The sequence below is a fragment of the Pseudobacillus sp. 179-B 2D1 NHS genome, from assembly GCF_045370945.1.
Classification (GTDB): Bacteria; Bacillota; Bacilli; order Bacillales; family Domibacillaceae; genus Pseudobacillus.
On record NZ_JBIQDP010000003.1, the window covers coordinates 120588 to 140973 of the forward strand.

Annotated in this window: 21 protein-coding genes; 5 read left to right on the forward strand and 16 right to left on the reverse strand. The window is 44.3% G+C overall.

The features are described 5' to 3' along the window. Positions 1-8 precede the first annotated feature (8 nt). Complete coding sequence (locus ACH0BF_RS04405) at positions 9-437, reverse strand: MarR family winged helix-turn-helix transcriptional regulator (protein WP_406908934.1); 429 nt, start codon at positions 435-437, stop codon at positions 9-11. Positions 438-801: 364 nt separating this feature from the next. Between ACH0BF_RS04405 and ACH0BF_RS04410 the strand changes: the two genes are divergently transcribed. Next, the gene (locus ACH0BF_RS04410; protein ID WP_120035143.1) at positions 802-1296 is read left to right on the forward strand and encodes a hypothetical protein; all 495 of its coding nucleotides are present in this window, start codon (positions 802-804) and stop codon (positions 1294-1296) included. Between the two features lie 141 nt (positions 1297-1437). Here ACH0BF_RS04410 and ACH0BF_RS04415 read toward each other — a convergent pair whose 3' ends face one another. Beyond that, positions 1438-2085, reverse strand: a complete 648-nt coding sequence (locus tag ACH0BF_RS04415) for a Bax inhibitor-1/YccA family protein (RefSeq protein ID WP_340852084.1) — start codon at positions 2083-2085, stop codon at positions 1438-1440. 144 nt (positions 2086-2229) lie between these two features. After that, positions 2230-2742: a DoxX family protein gene (locus tag ACH0BF_RS04420; protein WP_120035147.1), complete on the reverse strand. Its 513-nt coding sequence runs from the start codon at positions 2740-2742 to the stop codon at positions 2230-2232. Between the two features lie 268 nt (positions 2743-3010). Between ACH0BF_RS04420 and ACH0BF_RS04425 the strand changes: the two genes are divergently transcribed. Then, entirely contained in the window at positions 3011-4456 is a 1446-nt protein-coding gene (locus ACH0BF_RS04425) for an APC family permease (protein WP_120035150.1), read from the forward strand. Between the two features lie 74 nt (positions 4457-4530). Here the strand turns inward: ACH0BF_RS04425 and ACH0BF_RS04430 are convergent, their stop codons facing one another. Next, positions 4531-5460, reverse strand: a complete 930-nt coding sequence (locus tag ACH0BF_RS04430; protein WP_120035152.1) for a helix-turn-helix transcriptional regulator — start codon at positions 5458-5460, stop codon at positions 4531-4533. 94 nt (positions 5461-5554) lie between these two features. Between ACH0BF_RS04430 and ACH0BF_RS04435 the strand changes: the two genes are divergently transcribed. The 3 genes from ACH0BF_RS04435 to modB all read left to right on the forward strand — a co-directional run bounded on the left by ACH0BF_RS04435 (position 5555) and on the right by modB (position 8207). After that, positions 5555-6646, forward strand: coding sequence for an ABC transporter ATP-binding protein (locus ACH0BF_RS04435; RefSeq protein WP_120037978.1), 1092 nt, complete (start codon positions 5555-5557; stop codon positions 6644-6646). Positions 6647-6742: 96 nt separating this feature from the next. Next, a complete protein-coding gene (gene modA, locus ACH0BF_RS04440) occupies positions 6743-7549 on the forward strand; it encodes a molybdate ABC transporter substrate-binding protein (RefSeq protein ID WP_120035155.1) in 807 nt (268 codons plus the stop codon). Beyond that, positions 7530-8207, forward strand: a complete 678-nt coding sequence (gene modB, locus ACH0BF_RS04445; protein ID WP_406908936.1) for a molybdate ABC transporter permease subunit — start codon at positions 7530-7532, stop codon at positions 8205-8207. The genes modA and modB overlap by 20 nt, the downstream gene beginning before the upstream one ends. Positions 8208-8273: 66 nt before the next feature. Here modB and ACH0BF_RS04450 read toward each other — a convergent pair whose 3' ends face one another. The 12 genes from ACH0BF_RS04450 to ACH0BF_RS04505 all read right to left on the reverse strand — a co-directional run bounded on the left by ACH0BF_RS04450 (position 8274) and on the right by ACH0BF_RS04505 (position 20385). Continuing rightward, the gene (locus ACH0BF_RS04450; protein ID WP_406908938.1) at positions 8274-9608 is read right to left on the reverse strand and encodes an ABC transporter permease; all 1335 of its coding nucleotides are present in this window, start codon (positions 9606-9608) and stop codon (positions 8274-8276) included. After that, entirely contained in the window at positions 9586-10275 is a 690-nt protein-coding gene (locus tag ACH0BF_RS04455) for an ABC transporter ATP-binding protein (RefSeq protein ID WP_120035159.1), read from the reverse strand. The genes ACH0BF_RS04450 and ACH0BF_RS04455 overlap by 23 nt, the downstream gene beginning before the upstream one ends. A 118-nt stretch (positions 10276-10393) precedes the next feature. After that, positions 10394-10900 carry a VanZ family protein gene (locus ACH0BF_RS04460; RefSeq protein WP_259455628.1) on the reverse strand — a complete coding sequence of 169 codons (507 nt, stop codon included), beginning with the start codon at positions 10898-10900 and terminating at the stop codon, positions 10394-10396. A gap of 71 nt (positions 10901-10971) precedes the next feature. After that, positions 10972-12264 (reverse strand): hypothetical protein, encoded by a 1293-nt coding sequence (locus ACH0BF_RS04465; protein WP_406908939.1) that lies wholly within the window; start codon positions 12262-12264, stop codon positions 10972-10974. A gap of 79 nt (positions 12265-12343) precedes the next feature. Continuing rightward, positions 12344-13465: a DegT/DnrJ/EryC1/StrS family aminotransferase gene (locus ACH0BF_RS04470; protein WP_340856325.1), complete on the reverse strand. Its 1122-nt coding sequence runs from the start codon at positions 13463-13465 to the stop codon at positions 12344-12346. A gap of 71 nt (positions 13466-13536) precedes the next feature. Next, positions 13537-14184: an acetyltransferase gene (locus tag ACH0BF_RS04475; protein ID WP_340852071.1), complete on the reverse strand. Its 648-nt coding sequence runs from the start codon at positions 14182-14184 to the stop codon at positions 13537-13539. Then, the gene (locus ACH0BF_RS04480) at positions 14181-14783 is read right to left on the reverse strand and encodes a sugar transferase (protein ID WP_120035165.1); all 603 of its coding nucleotides are present in this window, start codon (positions 14781-14783) and stop codon (positions 14181-14183) included. The genes ACH0BF_RS04475 and ACH0BF_RS04480 overlap by 4 nt, the downstream gene beginning before the upstream one ends. Continuing rightward, positions 14767-16023: a glycosyltransferase family 4 protein gene (locus ACH0BF_RS04485; RefSeq protein ID WP_340852069.1), complete on the reverse strand. Its 1257-nt coding sequence runs from the start codon at positions 16021-16023 to the stop codon at positions 14767-14769. Before ACH0BF_RS04485 ends, ACH0BF_RS04480 begins: the two co-directional genes overlap by 17 nt. A gap of 9 nt (positions 16024-16032) precedes the next feature. Beyond that, a complete protein-coding gene (locus ACH0BF_RS04490; RefSeq protein WP_120035169.1) occupies positions 16033-16752 on the reverse strand; it encodes an acyltransferase in 720 nt (239 codons plus the stop codon). 49 nt (positions 16753-16801) lie between these two features. Further along, on the reverse strand, positions 16802-17965 hold the full coding sequence (locus ACH0BF_RS04495) for a DegT/DnrJ/EryC1/StrS family aminotransferase (RefSeq protein ID WP_406908940.1): 1164 nt from the start codon (positions 17963-17965) through the stop codon (positions 16802-16804). A 27-nt stretch (positions 17966-17992) separates the two neighbouring features. Further along, positions 17993-19096 carry a glycosyltransferase family 4 protein gene (locus ACH0BF_RS04500; protein WP_406908941.1) on the reverse strand — a complete coding sequence of 368 codons (1104 nt, stop codon included), beginning with the start codon at positions 19094-19096 and terminating at the stop codon, positions 17993-17995. Next, a complete protein-coding gene (locus ACH0BF_RS04505; RefSeq protein WP_340852065.1) occupies positions 19093-20385 on the reverse strand; it encodes an oligosaccharide repeat unit polymerase in 1293 nt (430 codons plus the stop codon). Before ACH0BF_RS04505 ends, ACH0BF_RS04500 begins: the two co-directional genes overlap by 4 nt. Position 20386 lies beyond the last annotated feature (1 nt).

Here is a 20386-nt window from a genome sequence, read left to right on the forward strand (position 1 = left end):
TTCATCCCCTATTTTAAAATGTTATGTTGAATGTCTTTCATCATACGAATGGCTGTTAACTGCTCTTCTTCAGAAATTCCCTCTAAAATCTCTTGTTCGAATGCATCTACAGTTGCCCGTACCTCCTTATACACCTCGTTGCCGAGCTCCGTCAGCTGCATTCTCTTTTCCCGTTTATCCTTTGTCGGCACAGCTTCTAAATATCCGAGCTCTTTTAAGCGATGAACCGTTCGGGTCATAGTCGGCTTCTCCACACTCTGATAGTTCGCTAGTTCCACAAGTGTGGCAGATCCAAAATTAAACAGATAATACAACACCGTCCATTGCGCCCTATAGAGCCCATGCTGGCCAAGAAGTGTGTTCAGCCGATTTTCAAACGGGCGGTATAGCATTAACAATTGATAAAAGAACTTTTGAAAAGTTTGAATTGAAATCACTTCCTACAAAAAATAGTTAGCTTAGGTAACTAATTTAATATAACAAATAGCCAAATCTTTGTCCAGTCCTCCATAAATATTTATAATAAGGATAAAAAAGGAAGGAAGATCAGAAGTGCCCTTCAGTGAAAAGAAAAAAAATCACCGTTATTCCCTGTCTAACCTTTTTCTCGATTTGCTCCTCGCCATTCCGGAATTGCTGCTGCTGGCTGTCCGCTCGCTCCTTATTGGATGTAGATATGCCGTGCGCTGGGTGTTAGAAATCCTCTAGTCCTCACTCTACTCCTTTTCATGGGCAGCAATCACAAAAAAACAAGGGATTGCATACTGTAAATGGAAGTTACTATGAAAGGAGATCAGATAGATGGATTATAGAGATTACTCTGATTACTATTCTTCCTTTCCTTTTGGAGGAGAAGATCAATTACTGGAAAGTGAAGCTTTATATGATTTTCCAGAAGACCGTCAATTTCTATTTCCAGGGTTTCCGGGAGTTTCCGGACCGACCGGCCAGCAGCCGACCTTCGGATTACCGGGAATGCCACCTGGTCCTCCTCCAGGAATTCCAGGAGGAGGGCCGGGTGGAGGAGCCCAGCCGGGTGGCCCGCCAACTTCACCGCCTCCCGCCTTTACCCCTCAGCTTCAACAAGGGGGCATTTCCCCCCTCGCCATTGATCCCGGCGCCATAAGAGGATGCTTGTTCCGCTACACTTATGTTTGGCTGACAAACGGTCAGAGTTTCTGGTACTATCCAACCTTTGTAGGAAGAAACTCTATAGCCGGATGGCGCTGGAGAAATTGGCGCTGGGTATATTTTGGCACAGACTTGCGAAGAATCCGTTCCTTCCAATGCTTTTGAGGATTCATATAGCCCAGAGCAGGCTGCCTTTAGGCAGTCTGTTTCTCCTGTTTGCAGCATCATACAACTCATTGGCTGCTATTCTCTTTTATGGAATATATACAAAAGGGTCAGTCTCTCTAAGAGACTGACCCTTTCTTTTTAATCTTCACTTAAAATTCCAATCACACGCAGTAGATTGATGAATAAGTTAACAAAGTCTAAATACAAGTTAAGTGCCAAGAGCGGAACCATATCTGCAGTAATAGTCATACGCTTCATTTGGTTAAAGTCATACATAACGTAAAGAGAAAAAAGGACGGTTCCAATGATAGAATAAACAAACATGGCAGTTGAAGAAAATGGCCAAAATAAGTTCATAATCGATAACGTAAGGAGTGCTAATAAAACCGTGAGCAACAAACCGCTTAAAAAGGATAAGTCTTTTTTTGTCTTCACGCCAGCAACGGCCATTGCCAAAAACACAACAAACGTAGAGGCTAAAGCCCCCAATACGACTTGTGCTCCGGAAGTCATTAAATAGTAAGCAACAATTGGATAAGTGGTGATTCCGGAAAGGAAAGTGAATACATATAAGAACGTATAACCTACCGCTTTTCTTTTACGCAGAAAAAAAGCACCAACCAACAAAAGAATTTCTAATACAGCCAAAGGTAAAAACAGCGCTGGCGGAACAACCGTACCGACGCTCATTCCAAAAAGCGCCACACCAAGAGACAGCACAAACGCCCGTAGAACAGCATTCATATGGTTATGATTCGACGCTTCAGGTATCGTATAAGACGACATTTCATGACCCCTCCATTAATTTTTACTAACCTATACGGCTTTTTTGCCAAAAAGTTTCAAAAAAGCAGGTAAAAAATAAAAATCATTTAGATTGCCTGAGGAATCATCTTCTCTTACGTCCAGAAGGAGTTGTATGATCCTGTCTCAGGCGCTTTTAGAAAGCGTGCCTGTCTCCGATTTTTTGGCAAATGCCTTTTTTGCATAAGGATAGATCCAGTGGTCAAAGCCTATTCTTCCAGCATTGATTCCAGCAGCCAAAATAAGCAACCCAATAATAACCATTTGCGGATTTGTACTTGTCGTGCCAGAAAGCATGTAAGAGAAATTCATAACAAGCCCCATCAATACTGCATAGGAAGTGAAGGCTCCTAAAATCAAACCGAGACCGACCAGAAATTCTCCCCAGGGCACCAGCACATTAAAAATTCCGATGTTCGGCAAGGCCACTTCTCTTAAAAACTCGCCCCACCACGGCTGTACAGCCGGGTGATCGCCGGACATTTGTCCAATTGCCCCGCTTAGGAAGCCTCCTGCATCAAACTGTCCGCCGCTGATTTTCTCCCAGCCGGCATGCAGCCACTGCCATCCAAGATATAAACGCAAAAAGAACAATAAACCGGCCGCATAACGATTCTCTTTCAAAAAATGAATAAACATAAAAATCCTCCTAAACTATTAATTGATAATGATTATCATTATCTTTTAAAGGGACAGTATCGTCAATATGAAAATGGTAGCAAAAACAATACGTGACTATTTGACGAAATATTTAGAATAAACAGAAACAATGTAATATAATAGAAGAAGACAACTTGTTTTACATATCTGGATACATATAGGGAAGGGGGTGCTGTTTAATTAGTAAAGTAATTCCAGTTCATTACCTCGTGTACGACTCTGTTAAATTTTGATTGGAGGAGAACGAATGAGTGAACAAAAATTTCTGAAGACGCTAGGAAACAGAGATGTGCTTTCTTTGGCATTCGGGGCGATGATTGGCTGGGGATGGGTCGTGACAACCGGGCTGTGGATCTCCGAAGCGGGTTCGTTAGGTGCCATTCTTGCTTTCGTCATTGGCGGAATCGTTGTGACGTTCGTCGGCTTAACTTACGCGGAGCTGGCTTCCTCTCTCCCGCTAGCCGGCGGCGAACATGTGTATAGCTATAAAGCGATGGGAAGAGTACCGAGCTTTATTACTACCTGGGCGATCGTACTCGGCTATGTATCCGTTGTTGCTTTTGAGGCGGTTGCTCTTCCAACTGTCTTTGAATATTTAATTCCAAACTACAGCAAAGGTTACTTATATACAATTGCGGGCTGGGATGTAACAATCACCTGGGCGGGTGTCGGCATTCTTGGATCGATTATTATCGCCTGGATTAATTACCGCGGCATTAAGTTCTCTATGGCCATTACCTTTATTCTCACACTCGTTATTGCCATTGCCGGAATCCTGTTAATCACTGGCAGCTCCATTTCAGGCAGCACTGCCAACATGCAGCCGTTTTTCGAAAAAGGGACGGCCGGATTATTAACCGTTATTATTATGACTCCTTTTATGTTTGTTGGATTTGATGTTATTCCGCAAGCTTCCGAAGAAATTAATCTCCCGCAAAAGCAAATTGGTAAATTGTTAATTTTTTCCGTTATGCTCGCTGTCGTTTGGTATGTTGCCGTTATATTCGGTGTTTCCCGCATATTAACCCCGGCTGAAATGGCCGAATCGAATCTCGTTACGGCTGATGCGATGGCAAAAGCGTTCGGAAACAGTCCAATGATGGGCAACATTCTTGTGCTTGGAGGAATCGGCGGCATTTTAACAAGCTGGATTGGATTTTATGTAGGCGGAAGCCGGGCCATTTATGCACTCGCCAAATCTGGCATGCTTCCGAAATCTCTCGGAGAACTGCATCCCAAGTATAATACGCCGCATAAAGCGATCCTCTTAATCGCTGTTTTGTCTACTGCCGCTCCGCTGCTCGGACGCCCGGCTTTAGTCTGGCTCGTTGACGCCGGCGGATTGGGATTAGTCGTCGCCTGGTTTATGGTTGCTGTGTCCTTTATTATCCTGCGTAAAAAGCTACCGACGATGCACCGGCCATTTAAGCTGCCCGGCGGCACCACACTCGGCTGGATTGCCGCTCTCATGGCGCTTGGAGTCTCGGTTCTCTATATGCCTGGCATGCCTTCTGCCCTTGTCTGGCCGTATGAATGGATCATCGTCTTCGCCTGGGTCATCATGGGCTTTGTGTTCTATAAAGTATCGATGTCTAAATACGGGACAGCTAACTCCGACAAGCATATGGACGAGGAAATTGACCGGGTGATTCAATATGAGGATGATCCTGAATTAGAAAAAAAGAGTCTTTAGACTGTCTGGGAGCTGCCCAAACCGGGCAGCTCCTCTTGGTGATCATGCAGCGGACAGATAAAGAGGGAGTTTCCCTACGATTCAAAAATGACCTTCCCTGTAAGACGAGTGTCGTAACCGTTTAACTGCTCTAGCTGAGATCGGTATTCAGGCGAAGAAACGGCTGCCTTTATGACTTTGATCAATTCTGCATTTTCTTTTGTTTTTAAAATCACTACATCATATTGCTCTGTAATGAGAGGAATAAAGTCAACATTGACCATTTTAGCGGCGCTTTCAATGCCTACGCCAGCATCAGCCTGCCCGCTGGCTACTGCGGAAGCAACGGAAAAGTGGCTCGTTACTTCTGTTTCATAGCCTTCGATTGACCTGGCAGAGAGGCCGTTTATTCGCAGCTGTTCATCGAGCAGCACTCTTGCCCCGGCTCCTTTTTCCCGATTGACAATCTTAACAGGCAGATGGGCCAGATCACTCCATGTGTTAATAGTTTTCGGGTTTCCTGGCTGTACATAAATCCCAGCCGTTCTGCAAACCAAATTAATAAGAATAAACGGCTGGCTGACTAATATGCGCTTTACATATGGGAGATTGTACTCGCCTGTGTCGCCATCATACAAATGCACACTTACGACATCACATTCTCCTTTATACATAGACATGAGGCTGTTTAAGCTGCCATTATACAGTCTTAAAGGCGTCAAAGAAGCATGAGATTCAATATATTTGCTCAGCATGTCCAGTACGATGTCCTGACCGCTGATGACTATTTGGCTTCTCGCTGGCCTAGCTTCCTGCCGCTCTGCAGAAGTCTCTCTTTCTTCACGGGCTGTACCTGTCCTTGTTTTCAATTTATACTCTTCAAGATCTTGTTCTTCTACCCTCATTTGCCGGCCAACCCGATAGGCAGGCAGCTCCTCTTTTTTGATTAAATCATAAACAGTCAGCTTTGATACTTTTAATAGCTTTGCCACTTCTTCAATTGTATATGATGAGTCAGAATTCATGCGCTCACCCCCTCTTTCTTCTAGTGACATGTTATTATAATAAGACATAAAGAGTAATAATTCATATAATTTAATATTCGAAAGGATTATGATGGTGGCTGAATTAAAATTACAACACATCTATAAAAACTACAATAGAAAGGTTACGGCTATAGAAGACTTTAACCTTGATATTAAAGAGAAAGAATTTATTGTATTCGTTGGCCCTTCAGGCTGCGGCAAATCGACTATTTTGCGAATGATTGCCGGACTTGAAACAATCTCACAAGGTGATTTGCTGTTAGATGGCAAACGAATGAACGATGTGCCCTCGAAAGAGCGCGACATTGCCTTGGTCTTCCAAAACTATGCACTCTACCCTCATATGAACGTCTATCAAAACATGGCATTTGGGCTAAAGCTTCGTAAATATGCAAAGGAGGAAATTGACCGCCGGGTGAAAGAAACAGCGTTCCTCCTTGGTCTTGAATCCTGCCTGGACCGCAAACCAAGTGCGCTCTCCGGGGGGCAATGCCAGCGGGTCGCACTCGGCCGTGCCATCGTTCGTGATGCTAAAGTTTTTTTAATGGACGAGCCTTTATCGAATCTTGATGCTAAGCTTCGCGTTCAGATGCGCGCAGAGATTATAAAGCTTCATGAACGCCTGCAAACAACGACCATTTATGTTACACACGACCAGACAGAGGCCATGACAATGGCTACCCGTCTCGTTGTTATGAAAGAGGGAACCATTCAACAGATTGGCTCCCCGAAAGAAGTATACGATAATCCAGTCAATACATTCGTCGGAGGTTTCATTGGTTCACCGGCCATGAACTTTTTTGCCGGTACTCTTTCAGAGCACGCCTTTCAGCTCGGAACGGTGTCCATTCCAATTCCTGAAAGAAAGCTGGCCTGCTTGCGAACGCAAGGATACGTAAATAAACCGATCATTCTTGGCGTCCGCCCGGAAGACTTTTATACAGAGCCTCACGGCGATGCGATGATTCAAGTAAAAGCGGAAGCCGTTGAATGGCTGGGAGCAGAAGCCGTGGTGCACGGAAAAATCTCCTCCCATTCCTTTGCTATCCGGTTTAATCCAAGAGCTGACTTTCAATCTGGCCAGACTTTGTCACTGTCAATCGATATGAACAAAGCTCATTTCTTCGACTCAAGTACAGAAACACGCATTCTCCTTGGCGAATAGAAAAAGCAATTTTTTAAAAAGTACAAAAAAACTATTTCCGTTTAGTTATAATTAGATATAATCTTTTATAACTAATTATAAAATAGGGGTGTGAGGATGAAAAAACATTTTAAGCTAACGGGCATTTTATTGTTTGTATTGATGCTAATGGCGGCATGCTCAAACAATAAGAGCGCTGAATCAGCGGACAAGAACGCTGTCACTGGAAAACAGAAAGAAGTAGAATTAACGATTTCCGCAGCTGCCAGTCTGAAGGATGCGATGGATGATATGCAGGCAGCCTATGAAAAGGAACATCCCAATATCAAGCTGAAATTCAACTTCGGCAGCTCTGGTTCCCTCCAGCAGCAAATCTCTCAAGGAGCGCCAGTGGACTTGTTTTTTTCCGCAGCAGAAGAGAAGTTTGACGCATTAGTGAAAAAAGGAAAGATCCGTAAGGAGGACGGACTGGATCTTCTCGGCAATGACCTTGTATTAATTGCTCCAAAACAAGAAAAGGCTCCTATTAAGAGCTTTAAAGATTTAGGAAAAGCCGGCAAGATTTCGATTGGTATGCCAGAATCCGTACCGGCTGGAGAGTATGCAAAGGAAACATTGGAAAAGATGAATCTGTGGAATACAGTGGAATCCAACATCGTTTACGCGAAGGATGTACGCCAGGTTCTCTCTTACGTTGAAACTGGAAATGTAGATGCAGGGATTGTCTATAAAACCGATGCCCTTGTTTCAAGCAAAGTAAAAATCGCGGCTACAGCTGATCCAAAAATGCATGGACCGATTATTTATCCGGTGGGGGTTATTAAAGACTCCAAACATTATAAAGAAGCCAAGAACTTCTATCATTATTTGCAAAGCGATGAAGCGCTAAAGGTGTTTAAAGACTATGGCTTCACTTCTCAATGAAGCATCCATCGAAGAATTCCTAAGTCCGATTTGTCTTTCTTTAAAAATAGCCATTACAGCCGGTGTTGTAGTGATCATAGCAGGAACATTAGCGGGACGGCTGTTAGCAAGAAAGAACTTTAAAGGACAAGCCGTTTTGGAAACCGTACTTATGCTGCCGATGGTGCTTCCTCCGACAGTGGTCGGCTTTTTTCTCATCGTTGTCTTTGGAAAAAACAGCCCAGCTGGAAGGGCCATTGAATGGCTCTTTCATCAACCGATTATTTTCACCTGGTGGGCCGGTGTGATGGCTTCGGCTATTGTCGCCTTTCCACTCATGTACCAATCCGCCAAATCTGGTTTTCAAGCTGTTAGCCGCGATATCGAAGATGCAGCAAGAGTCGACGGAGCGAGTGAATGGAAAGTCCTTCTATTCATTTCCATACCGCTCGCTTCTAAAGCCCTCATTTCTGGAAGCATCTTAAGTTTTGCCCGGGCTTTAGGAGAGTTTGGCGCTACCTTAATGTTCGCTGGCAACATACCCGGGGAAACCCAAACCATTCCGACAGCTATCTACATAGCCATCGATTCTGGCAATATGACCATGGCCTGGCTATGGGTGCTCTCCATCGTCCTCCTCTCTTTCGTTATGCTGCTCATCGTGCGGATGAGACAATAAGAAAATAGATCAATAGAGAGCTGTCTTACGAAAGTGGACAGCTCTCTTTTCACATCGCTTTCCTTATTACTCAAATCTCAATGCTTGGCTCGGATTCATTCTTGCCGCTTTCAATGCCGGATAAATGCCAAATAAAATACCAACGGCAAACGAAGAAGTCAAGGCCAGCTTCACAGCCCAGAGCGGCAGAACGAGCGAAAAGATAGAAATGGTGTCATTCCAGAGTTCAATAAATAAATAGCCGATCCCCAAACCAATCAGCCCGCCAAGAAAACAAAGAAGAAGCGTTTCAAAGAGAAACTGCACCATCACTTGAAATGTCGTCGCTCCCAGTGCTTTGCGAATGCCAATTTCCCGTGTCCTCTCCCTGACCGACATGACCATGACATTCATAATTCCTGTTCCACTAATAATGAGAGCTGTCACGGTAATCCCAGCGAGCATTGCTTGCAAAATCGCTGTGACTTTATTAAGTGCCTCCAACATCTGCTCTTGCTTCACGACGCTGAAGTCAATCTCCTTATGATTTTTTTTTATAGCCGCAAATACGTCACCGTCGACCCGGTCAATGACCGCGGTGCTATCCGCTTCCACGATCATTTTGTTTAAATTTTTCATATTTGTTTCCTGTAAAGCCGTTTCAATCGGCATCACGACATTGTTGTCAGTACTTGAACCAAGTGAGGCATTTGGCGCCATAACACCGATAACCTTGTAATTCGTCCCGTTCATCACGACTTCTTTGCCGATAAGTGAAGCTTCCTGCTTCTCGGCCGCTGCACTCTGTGGCGCAAGCGAAGAAAATAGCCGCTGCCACCATGGCTTGGTCGCTGCGTCTGCCGGTTCCCTTGTTTCTTCCGGCCTACTTTCTTTTCCAAGCAGCCCTTCATAAATATTGCTACCTAAGACGACAACTCTCGCTTTCGCTTTTTGCTCTTCCTTCGTAAAAAAGCGCCCTTCAGCAAGCTTGGCATGCTGCACTCTGCTGTATTGATCCGTGCTGCCGACGAGGACTGCCTGCAGCTTTTTTATATTCCTCCCTTCTCCCGTCTGTACGGTTGATACAGTTTCCAAGTGAGGTGTGACTGAGCGGACACGTTCCACTTTTTCTATCTCTTTCGCATCCTCATACGTCAGCGTGCTCGGCACGCTCGTTAATCCGCTCAAAAGATCTTTTTGCCCGCTCACGGTATCGAGCACTCGGCCGGGAATAACTAAAATTTGCTCCGCGCCAAGTCCCCCCATCTGCTTAAGTAGCGTATCTTTCACACCAATAGAAATCGAAGTCAGCACAATGACCGCAAACATTCCAATGACGACACCAGCCATTGAAAATAGCACCCGAAAACGATTCGCCCATAGCCCCAAACATGCCAGCTTAAATCCTGTAAGCAGCTTCATTGGCCGACTCCTTCAATATGCCGTTCTTCAATAAAAAAATACGTTCTGCCCGTTTGGCTACTTCTAAATCATGCGTAATCATCACGATGGTCGCCCCGTCTTTATGTACGTGTTCCATTAATTGCAATACTTCATCGGTGGTTTCTTCATCCAAGCTTCCCGTTGGTTCGTCTGCCAAAATCAAGCCTGGCTCATTAACAAGTGCCCTTGCAATCGCCACTCGCTGTTTTTCCCCGCCGGATAGCCGGTTCGGCTTTTGATTCTTTTTATGCAATAGCCCGACTGCGTCGAGCATTTGAAGCACCTTGGCTTTCTTTCCATTCCTTCTTTTCTCCCCATACGTAAGCGGCAAAAGCACATTTTGATAAACAGACAGATTGGGGATAAGGTGGAAGTGCTGAAAGATAAATCCAATCTCCTCATTGCGCAAAGCGGTCCGTCTGCGTGCACTCATTTGATGAACACCCTGCCCTGCCAACTCATATTCTCCACCATCAAGCACATCTAGCGTCCCTAACAAATTTAACAATGTACTCTTCCCCGATCCGGATTTGCCCATAATCGCCACATATTCACCTTTTTCAATATGCAGATTTACTCCTCGCAAGACGGGCAGCTTCTCTCCGCCGGAGCGGTAAACTTTTTGTCCGTTCCGCATTTCAATCATGACATAACCTCCTCTTCCTTTACTAAATATAAAAACCCCGTGATTATCCGGAGCTTATCCAGCATAATCACGGGGTTTTTTATTCGTCTCGATCATTGGCATTTGAAAAACTGTTCAATTACACGTTTATCTTGGGCAACAGTCTGTTTGGCCTTCTTATGTATAGAAATACATAAAGAGTGAGCGCTAACACTGCTCCAATCATATCCAAAAACACATCATTAAGAAGTGGTGTCCGCCCTCCTGTATAGAGCTGGTGCCATTCATCCATCCCGGCATACAGGAAGGTGCCAGCTAAAGCCACCAGTATGCCTTTCCTCACCCGATTCGGCTCCCATACTACGTATACCCGAAATAAGGCGACAGCTAATAAACCGAATAAAAACAGATGAGCAAACTTACGGATGAAAAACTCAAGAAAATAGTAGTATCCTTGCGTCTCAATAGATATCTCTTTTCCCCAATAGGTTACTCTGCAGGCGGACAGCACGCCGGAAAAAGGTTCTCCGGGAAGCACCTGCTCCAGAAAGGGCACAAGCGATTGCTCCTCATAGGTTTGTGAAGAAAAAGAATAAATGATCCCCGCCACAATCAGCAGCATCGCCATCCTTACTAAATACTTCATGAAAAACTCCTTCAGTATCATTGAGTATCCCATATCCTTCTATCATCTGCTGGACAACAATCGGTTGGCCATTATTTCATTTTTGAAGCCAGGACGGCTAAAATTTCCTTTAAGCCATTGTTATAAGTATTAGAAGCGGCAGCAGAGAAATGATTCGCCTTTGTCTTGGCAGGACCTGAATACAAGTCTACTGCCTCGTAAGGCAGTGGAAATTGTTTTGCCAAATCAGCGTATACGTATTTTATTCTGTCGGAGCCGAGAAATACCCACCAGCCCATCGTAAAAGTTCCTGACAGCTCGTATGGTCCGTATCCATTGTTCCGCGTAGTCGCATAATTCCATCTATACAGCCCGTTACGGCCATCCATGAAATTATTTAACTTGTAATAAGGCTTCTTGTCATCGGGATCAACAAGAACCTTATCAAAAAACTGCTTTTCGAGCCCTTGGCGAACGTTCAGAAATAACTCTCTTTGGGATGAGCCTTTCGGATAGGCCTTAATAAAACTTGTGATCCATAGCGGGAAACGGTGGAAATGGGATGAATCAGCCGCTATCCCCTCTACTGGCTTTGCTGCCTGAATATTTTTTTTGTTATGGTACCCAGCATATAAGTAATCCGGATGGTCACTCCATACGCCCGGCTGGAATAACCACCGTCCATCTGCGTAAAAATGACTCTCTTGCTGAAATACCTGATAGTTTATTTTTAAAATATCTTTAAGCACCGGATCATTTTGGAAGTGTCGGCTTAAATCAGCAGCAATCGCAAATGTAAAAAACTCTTCATCCACGAATGCCCGATAATAGTGACGGTCTACCTTTTCATTTTCAAGCTTCCATAATACCCGTTGTCTCATCCCGCCCCGAAAATCTTTTTCTCCCCATTGCCACGCGGGCACTTCCAGCCATAGCTGCTGGATTTCACTTAATAAGTAATCCGCCAAATCATTAATGTGCTGCTTGTCGGCACCTTTATTCTCTGCTAATACGATATATTGGCTGATTAAATAATAATACTGCAGGGTGGACAACCGCTCCCCTTCCGCATGAATATTCAGCTCTTTGTGCTCGGCTGGGTTAAAATGCTGGAAATATTCTTTAAAATCACTTGTAAGCTCCTCATTAGAAGAAGAGTAAGCATAATGAAGAGGAACCATGAGCAAGTGCCCTGCATCATAAAAATCACGGCCGGATTGCAAGTCCTTTTGTAAATACACACGGATTGTGCTGTTCCACAAACTCTGTTCCTTCTCATTTAGCTTGCGGTTCACATCTTCATCCTCATGCCTGTTAGTAAAGATCGTTATACAGGTGACTGCGAAAGTAACCAGTAAAATAAAAACTATTAACTTCTTATTCACGGTATTTAGTCCTTTTTATTTGGATCTATTACAGACGGAAACTGTTTCTGCTTTGATTCTCGTGAAAAGTATGCACTCGTCAGATGCTTATTTTTCCTTTTACTGTTTTCTTAATTGTATCAATCACTTTCTGTTGCTGGTCTTCAGTCATACTTGACCCTGAAGGCAGACATACACCCTTTTCAAATAGCTCATCTGAAACGCTTCTTCCTTTTTCATGGGGATAATAAGCTGCTCCTGCAAATACCGGCTGCAGGTGGAGCGGTTTCCAGACAGGGCGCGCTTCAATATTCTCCGCCGCTAACGCTTCTATTAGCTGTGAAGGGGACACTCCAAGCTGGTCCTCGTCCATTGTGAATGTTGTCAGCCAGCGGTTATGCACGGTTCCTTCAAGCTCAGGCATAAATTCCACCCCATTCACATGGCTAAGTTCTTGTACATACCGGTTGAAAATAGCTCTTCTTGCTGCTACACGTTCATCAAGCACCTCCAGCTGCGCTCTGCCGACCCCGGCTAAAATATTGCTTAGGCGGTAATTATGGCCTGTTTCGCTATGCTGGTAATGAGGCGCCGGATCGCGGGCCTGCGTCGCCAGAAAGCGTGCTCTGTGCAGTGCTTCCTCATCGTTTGATATAAGCATCCCCCCGCCGGACGTTGTAATAATTTTATTGCCGTTAAAAGAAAACACGCCGAATTTGCCGAACGTCCCGCTTTTTCTACCTTTATATTCAGCTCCAAGCGATTCTGCCGCATCTTCAATGACCGGCACGTGATAGTGATCACAAATCGCTAACAGCTCATCCATTTTTGCACTTTGGCCGTATAAGTTGACGATAACGACTGCTTTTGGCAAGCATCCGGCTTTCTCAGCATCAACAAAAGCACGCTTTAAAGCAGGCGGAGACATATTCCAGCTATCGGGCTCCGAATCAATAAATACCGGTTTTGCCCCTTCATATACAATCGGGTTTGCACTTGCTATAAAGGTCAGTGACGAGCAGAATACGATATCCCCTTTCTTCACATCAAGCAGGCGGAGAGCCAGATGAATCGCTGCTGTGCCTGAACTAAGCGCTACCGCTCCTCGCATACGCACATAATCCGCCAGCTCCTTTTCAAAGTTATCCACATTCGGACCAAGCGGGGCAATCCAGTTTGTTTCAAATGCTTCATTTATATACTTCTTCTCTCTTCCGCTCATGTGAGGCGGAGACAGAAGAATTTTCGATGACTGTACCAACGTTCTCCCTCCTTCTCTTATGTGTAAAACTTTTAATCAAGTGACTCATGTATATATTGAATAATCTTTGCCGGTGTACCGACTGCGGTTACTTCTTCTGGTATATCATTGATGACAGCGGCACCAGCCCCGACGACTGACCACGCCCCGATCCTTTTCCCCGGAATGACAACAGCCCCTGCCCCAATATGAACGCCTTCCTCGACATGCACACTCCCGGTAAGAGCGGCATTGGGAGAAATGTGGGCAAAATCTTCAATCTTGTTGTCATGCTCAATAACAGCCGCCGTATTAATGATGGCATGCCGGCCAACGAAAGTATCCGCATTTATGACGGCATAAGGCATGACAACTGTTCCTGCTTCTACAACAGCCGAGGGACTGATCACTGCCGAGGGGTGAATGAGTACGGCAAATTGCGCGTCTATAGATGCTAACCGTTCGGCCATTTGCTTTCTTATCCGGTTATCTCCAATTGCTATAACAAACCTCACCTCTTCTCCCGCTTGCTTGAGCTGTGATGCATACGAAACAGGAGCGAAAATCAATTCGCCCCTTTTCTCGGGAGACGGATATTTATCATCTAATAAAGCAACTATTTCATATTCTGCTCCCGCTCGAATAATATCCTGGATAACCTTGCTGTGCCCGCCTCCACCGACAATCGCAATTTTCTTCATTTCTCCACGCCTTTCGAACCTGTAAACTTCTCCATCGTCACATGCCCCGTCTGACTGATTCCTTCCGATTTAAATACTTTTAACACGGTCATGCCTAATATTTTCATATCCAGCCAGAAAGAACGATTGTCAACGTACCACACGTCCAGCAGGAATTTCTCTTCCCACGAAAGCGCGTTGCGGCCATTCACCTGCGCCCAACCGGTAATGCCGGGACGCACCTCGTGCCTCCTCGCTTGCTCCGGTGTGTAAAATTCTAAATACTCCATCAGTAATGGACGCGGACCGACCAGGCTGAGGTCACCTTTTAACACATTAAATAACTGCGGCAATTCATCGAGACTCAGCTTCCGAAGCAGCTGTCCAAAAGATGTCAGCCTCATATGATCAGGAAGCAACTGTCCGTTTTCATCATTCTCATCAGTCATTGTCCGAAATTTATAAACAAAAAAAGGCTTGCCATGCAAGCCGGGACGCTGTTGTTTAAAAAGGACGGGCGAACCCAGTTTTAAGCGGATCAAAAAAGCGGTCACCAAGAGAACCGGCGACAAGAACATTAGACCAAGGAAAGAACAAATAATATCAAACGATCTTTTCATTGATTTCTACTCCCTCTGTGTCTTGCAGCATGACAGCCTCGAGCTGACCGCCTAGCACTTCCCATGAATAATGCTCTTTCACGTATTCTCTCAGAAATCTGCCCTCTTCCTGGAGCTTCTTGGCAGAGTGGAAAGCGTCGACAATTACTTGCTTCAGCTTTTCTAAATCATCCTGTGCATGAACCCCTTTCACTCCGCTCAACGAACCTGAGAGATCCGGGTTAGCGATCATGACAATCGGAAGGCCAGCAGCCATATAATCATAAATCTTATTCATGCTGAACCCCCATTTGTAAAGCGGGGTATCCAATATTGAAATAATGCCCATCTGAACCTTGCTCAATAAATAAGGAATATGAGATTTCGGCACCGGGTCTTTGAAAGTGATATTGCGAAGGTTTTCTTTTTGCACCCGTTCCATTAATTCTTGCTTTTTTGCGCCTCCCCCGACTAACAGCAAATGAATATCCGGGTGATCTTGCAGCATGGAAAATAAATCAATAACAGGTTCTAAATGATTAGCGATTCCATGTGAACCGATATAGGCGACCACAAACTTGTTTTCCAGTCCCTTGAACATTTCATCGACATGAAGCGTCTTCTCTACTTGTTCATATGGAGACAAGTTCACTCCGTTAGGAAGATAGATGACCTTGTTCGGATCGACTCCCCTCGACTCTACGTAGTTTTTCGCCTTATCAAACAGCACGATAATCCGCTCGGCTTTTTCGTATAAAAAGCTTTCTAACTTATATAAAACGATGGCTAAAGGGTGAGTGGAAGAAATTTTTCCAAAGTCAACAAATGTTTGCGGCCATAAATCGCGCTCTTCAAAATAAAATTTACAATTCGCTTTTTTGGCTGTTAAATACCCGACAATGGCTGCTAAAGGATGAACGCTTGAACCGATCACGATATCAGGCGACTCTTCTGCACAGCTAGCTATAGCGATTTTATAGCTTTTTAACGTGTAGCTTAAAATGTTTTTCACTCGTCCTAGCGAATGGCGATAAGCCGGGGTGTTAATCCAGACATACTTTATTCCATTGATCCATTCCACTTCACTCGGCTTTTCTTTACTGTGGAAGACCATCTCCTTTTTGGAAAAGTGATTGAACGAAGATGCAAATATTGTGACCTGGTGCCCTCTGTCAGATAAATGCTTCGCCAAATCAAAATGCCTCGTTCCGCCAACATGCGCCGGAGTGGTTGCGTAATGATTAAAGATCCATATGTTCACTTTATACCCTCACTCTTGATTTCTTAATAATTGCCCGGCTGGCACTTCCCTTAATTTTTTGGCCGGTGAACCGACAACAAGCTCTTCCTTTTGTATATCCTTCGTTACGACGCTTGCCGCAGCCGCTGCCCCATCCTCATGAATAACTTTTCCCGGAAGAATGGTCGAATTTGCTCCGATGCGGCCGCCATCTTTAATCGTGACTCCCTTAAATTTATCGAATCTTTCCTTGCTTCTGCCCATATAGTTATCATTGGTTGTTACGACACAAGGAGCAACAAACACATCATCACCAAGTTCAGAATAAGCAGTAATATAACAATTGGTTTCCAGCTTGCATCGCTTCCCTACTTTACAGTCATTTTCCACTGCGACTCCGCGGCCAATAATCGTCCGCTCGCCAATCATCACTCGCTCACGAACAGTGGCTAAGTCAGCGATAAATACATCATTACTAATTTCTGCGTTCGCATAAATAATTGCCGATGTTCCAATCGTGACACCTGATCCAATGACAGCAGGCGGAAGCTGTGTCGTTTCCGGTAAGATCGAGGATTTTGCTCTCGTTGGCTGTTTTCCAATGACGGCATTATCCTGGATAATTACGTTGTTTCCAATCTGTGTTCCTTCATATATAACGACGTTATTGCCAAGCACTACATTGTCCCCAAAAGATACGTTCTTTCCAATAACAGAATTATGGCCTCTGCTTACGGACACATTCATCATTGATCTCTCCTTAGAAAAAACCGCCTGGTAAACAGGCGGTTTTGATAGTCTATTTTGTAAGTTCTTTTGTTGTTTCCACTGATTTCTGTTCCTTCTCAAAAGCATTCTCATAAAATGCCACTATCTTTTCAATGATATAATCTTGGTCGTCCTGCTTTAACTCGGGATACATCGGAAGCGAAAGGGCTTCTTTAGCCGCTTTCTCCGTTTCTGGCAAGTCCCCCTCCTCGTAGCCAAGCTCTTTAAATACCGGCTGAACATGAAGCGGCTGCGGATAATATACCATGGTAGCAACTCCCTGTTCCTTCAAGTATTGCTGCAATTCATCACGTTTCGGCACACGCAATGTGTACTGGTGGAACACATGGTAGTTCCCTTGTTTCTGGACTGGCGTTTGGACAATTCCTTCCAGTTTAGTCTCCAGCTGATCTGTATAATAAGCAGCGCGTTCGCGACGGCTATGAGACCACTTATCCAAATAAGGGAACTTTACATTCAAAATAGCAGCCTGCATCTCATCGAGACGGCTATTATAGCCTAAAACATGATGATAATATTTCGGCTTGCTGCCGTGTACTCGGATAACCCGGGCCTTTTCTGCAAGCTCTTCATCATTTGTGACAATCATTCCGCCGTCCCCGTAGCCTCCCAGGTTTTTTGTCGGAAAAAAACTGTACGTTGCGGCTGTGCCAAGCTCTCCGACGCTCTTGCCGTTTTGTTTGGCGCCAATAGCCTGGGCAGCATCCTCAATCACAACTAGATTATATTCATCAGCGATGTGCCTGATCGCTTCCATATCTGCCATTTGGCCGTATAAGTGAACAGGGATGATAGCTTTTGTCTTATCTGTAATGGCTGCTTCGATTTTGGCCGGATCAATATTAAAGGTAACCGGATCAATATCGACATACACAGGTACTGCGCCAGCGCGCGCGATAGCTCCCCCTGTTGCAAAAAATGTAAAAGCTGTGGTAATGACTTCATCGCCTGCTTCCACTCCTGCAGCCTGTAAGGCAATGTGAATTGCGTCACTGCCGTTACCGACACCCACTCCATAATTCACTCCGCTATACTTGGCTACATCGGCTTCGAGCTGTTTGACATTATCCCCTAAAATAAATTGAGAAGAGGACATCACTTCATCCAGCTTGGCCATAACTTCTTTTTTCATTGATTGATATTGTTCAGATAAATCGAGCATTTTAATCTTCATAACAAACTCCTTATGTATCTAAATTTATTAAGCGAGACTCTCATAAACCGCTAGCAGCTTCTCATTTTCCCTTTCCCAGTTATATTCTGTTTCCACCGCCTTGCGGCCATTTTCCCCCATTCGCTCTGCTTCCTCCGGATGATCTACTAACCATTGGATCGCAGAAGCAATTTGCCGCGGATTTAACGGGTCGACGCAAAGGCCGCATTTCCCTTTTTCCACGATAATCCCTTCCCATAGCGGGAAATTGGAGGCGATTACTGGCAAACCTGCTGCCATATACTCAAACATTTTTACTGGAAGGGCATCAACGTAGTTTATCGTCGGGTGCAAGACGACGAGTCCTGCCTTTGACTTCCGGTATATTTCTTTCACACCTTCCCGATTTACATAGCCCAACTCATCTACTTTTGCCCAGCCTGGCAGCGCAGCGACCATGTCTCTTTCCGAAGCAGTCACAAATTTTCCACCAAGCAGCAGGGAGACACTTTCTGTAAATTGAAGAGCCTCCACCATTTCACGAATCCCTCGGATAGCGGTGATGCCGCCAACATAGCAGGCTGCATTTTCTTTTTCTGCCCAGGAAACATTATCAATCTTCAACTCTTCCAGTATGGGATAGTTATTAACATCACGCGCTTGGCAGCCCAATGTTAGAAAACGGTCCCGAATATGAGGAGTAGCAGCTAAAATGGCATCAAATTTCCGTGCCGCCCTATTTTCAAATTGTTCAAAGGCAGCAGAGATCCCTTTTCGCAGATAACTCGGCAGCCATTTCTTTGATAAAATTTGCCGCGGCACATCTTCATGGACATCATAAATCACTTTTTTGCCAGCTTTTTTCAGCTTTAAGCCGGCAGGGATTAGTTCAGGGTCATGGAAGTGATAGACATCCGCATCTATTTCGAATCCCTTTTTCAACACACGGTCAACTGTTTTAGTCATCCGCCTTAAACGATTTCCATTTTCCTTGGATACGCCGTGCAGCTGTACTCCATCAATAACGGAGTCAGGCGCTCCCGGTACAACAAGATGCACCTCATATCCCGATACAGCAAGAGAGCGGCACTCTTTAATAAATATTCTTGTATCGTTATGAGGATGGACTGACGTTAAGTGACATATCTTCATTTTTTACTCCCTATCGTATTTATTTCATTTGTAAACAGACTGTTGGCAAGCCAAAGCATTAAAATGGCAAATAAAATTCCATGCGTCAGCAAGGAGGTGAAAAATGCCGCATTAATCAATGACATGGCAGGGATCACGAGAATAGACATGGCCAGAAAAGAAGGCACCGAAACAGATGCTGTATCGATGAGCTTTAATAAGAATGCAAGCAGCAATGAAAATCCTAGCACCCCTAACACTCCAAAATTCAAATAAGCGTCTCCAAAAAACCCGACGTTAGGGGCAAAGTTTTCCCTGTTGTAGTATGAGAGCGCCACTAATTGCACAGGCGTCATGTGATAGATGTTGTCATTGATAAAGCTTAAAAAAGAATGGGAAAGCTTGTACTTCTCTATCGGCTGAAAAAAGTGGTAATAGACATAATGCAAGTTGCTCGGTACGAAAAACAAACGTCGGATAAAAATGGATGCCATGTAAAACGAACCAAAAAAGTGATAAATCCCAATGCATATCGAGAGCAACAGTGAAGAGCCTAAAGACATAACGAGCAGCAAATTATCTCTTAGCTTCGTTTTCTCAAACAGTTGGAATCCAACCAAGACTAACGGCGCAAAAAGAAAGCTTTTAAAGTTAGTCATCGAAAAAAGAAATACTTGCAATAAGATAAATATCCCGGCAATCTTAAAATTCCGCTTGTACATCGCAACGGCGATAACCAGCATATTGACGACATGAGCCTGCCATGGCAGCAAATAGGCCAACACCTTGTTATTCGTATTGGCGTATGCCTCTCGCACTTGATAAATTTCCATTAAATTCAAATTAATTCGACCGAGGCCGCCTTGTGCAATTAACAGCCCATAAACGATAAGCGACATGCCGCCAATGATTATGAAAGTTAAGCTTTTTCCTTCCTTAAGCTTCACCAAGCGCACTTTTGAAAACGTGCTGACGATCAAAATGATGAGAGATAAGGAAATAGTAATTGAATAAATAAACGGCCGAGGCTGGTTTTGCAGCCAAAACAAGGCCGTTAAAGGAATATACAGCAGCACAATGATTAAATAGATAACAATTTTGCTCGGTGCTTTTTTGCTTTCCAACAAAGAGATAGCAACTAGGAAAATTATTGAAGCCAGTATGTAGGACTCAACCATTTTCGGAAAAGATTCATATAGAATGAAGCCCTCATAAGAGAAAATGGGATTAATAATCGTTGTATAGCTGTATTCCAAAAGAATTTTTAAAGCAAGTAAAGAAATGAATGTGACTGTCTTTGTTTTTATCATG

Coding starts and splice junctions, on each gene's coding strand:
- ACH0BF_RS04470 (WP_340856325.1), bottom strand. CDS start 13,465: ATGAGCGGAAGAGAGAAGAAGTATATAAATGAAGCATTTGAAACAAAC.
- ACH0BF_RS04410 (WP_120035143.1), top strand. CDS start 802: ATGGATTATAGAGATTACTCTGATTACTATTCTTCCTTTCCTTTTGGA.
- ACH0BF_RS04490 (WP_120035169.1), bottom strand. CDS start 16,752: ATGATGAATGTGTCCGTAAGCAGAGGCCATAATTCTGTTATTGGAAAG.
- ACH0BF_RS04420 (WP_120035147.1), bottom strand. CDS start 2,742: ATGTTTATTCATTTTTTGAAAGAGAATCGTTATGCGGCCGGTTTATTG.
- ACH0BF_RS04505 (WP_340852065.1), bottom strand. CDS start 20,385: ATGATAAAAACAAAGACAGTCACATTCATTTCTTTACTTGCTTTAAAA.
- modB (WP_406908936.1), top strand. CDS start 7,530: ATGGCTTCACTTCTCAATGAAGCATCCATCGAAGAATTCCTAAGTCCG.
- ACH0BF_RS04430 (WP_120035152.1), bottom strand. CDS start 5,460: ATGAATTCTGACTCATCATATACAATTGAAGAAGTGGCAAAGCTATTA.
- ACH0BF_RS04450 (WP_406908938.1), bottom strand. CDS start 9,608: ATGAAGCTGCTTACAGGATTTAAGCTGGCATGTTTGGGGCTATGGGCG.
- ACH0BF_RS04415 (WP_340852084.1), bottom strand. CDS start 2,085: ATGTCGTCTTATACGATACCTGAAGCGTCGAATCATAACCATATGAAT.
- ACH0BF_RS04475 (WP_340852071.1), bottom strand. CDS start 14,184: ATGAAGAAAATTGCGATTGTCGGTGGAGGCGGGCACAGCAAGGTTATC.
- modA (WP_120035155.1), top strand. CDS start 6,743: ATGAAAAAACATTTTAAGCTAACGGGCATTTTATTGTTTGTATTGATG.
- ACH0BF_RS04455 (WP_120035159.1), bottom strand. CDS start 10,275: ATGATTGAAATGCGGAACGGACAAAAAGTTTACCGCTCCGGCGGAGAG.
- ACH0BF_RS04460 (WP_259455628.1), bottom strand. CDS start 10,900: ATGAAGTATTTAGTAAGGATGGCGATGCTGCTGATTGTGGCGGGGATC.
- ACH0BF_RS04425 (WP_120035150.1), top strand. CDS start 3,011: ATGAGTGAACAAAAATTTCTGAAGACGCTAGGAAACAGAGATGTGCTT.
- ACH0BF_RS04480 (WP_120035165.1), bottom strand. CDS start 14,783: ATGAAAAGATCGTTTGATATTATTTGTTCTTTCCTTGGTCTAATGTTC.
- ACH0BF_RS04495 (WP_406908940.1), bottom strand. CDS start 17,965: ATGAAGATTAAAATGCTCGATTTATCTGAACAATATCAATCAATGAAA.
- ACH0BF_RS04500 (WP_406908941.1), bottom strand. CDS start 19,096: ATGAAGATATGTCACTTAACGTCAGTCCATCCTCATAACGATACAAGA.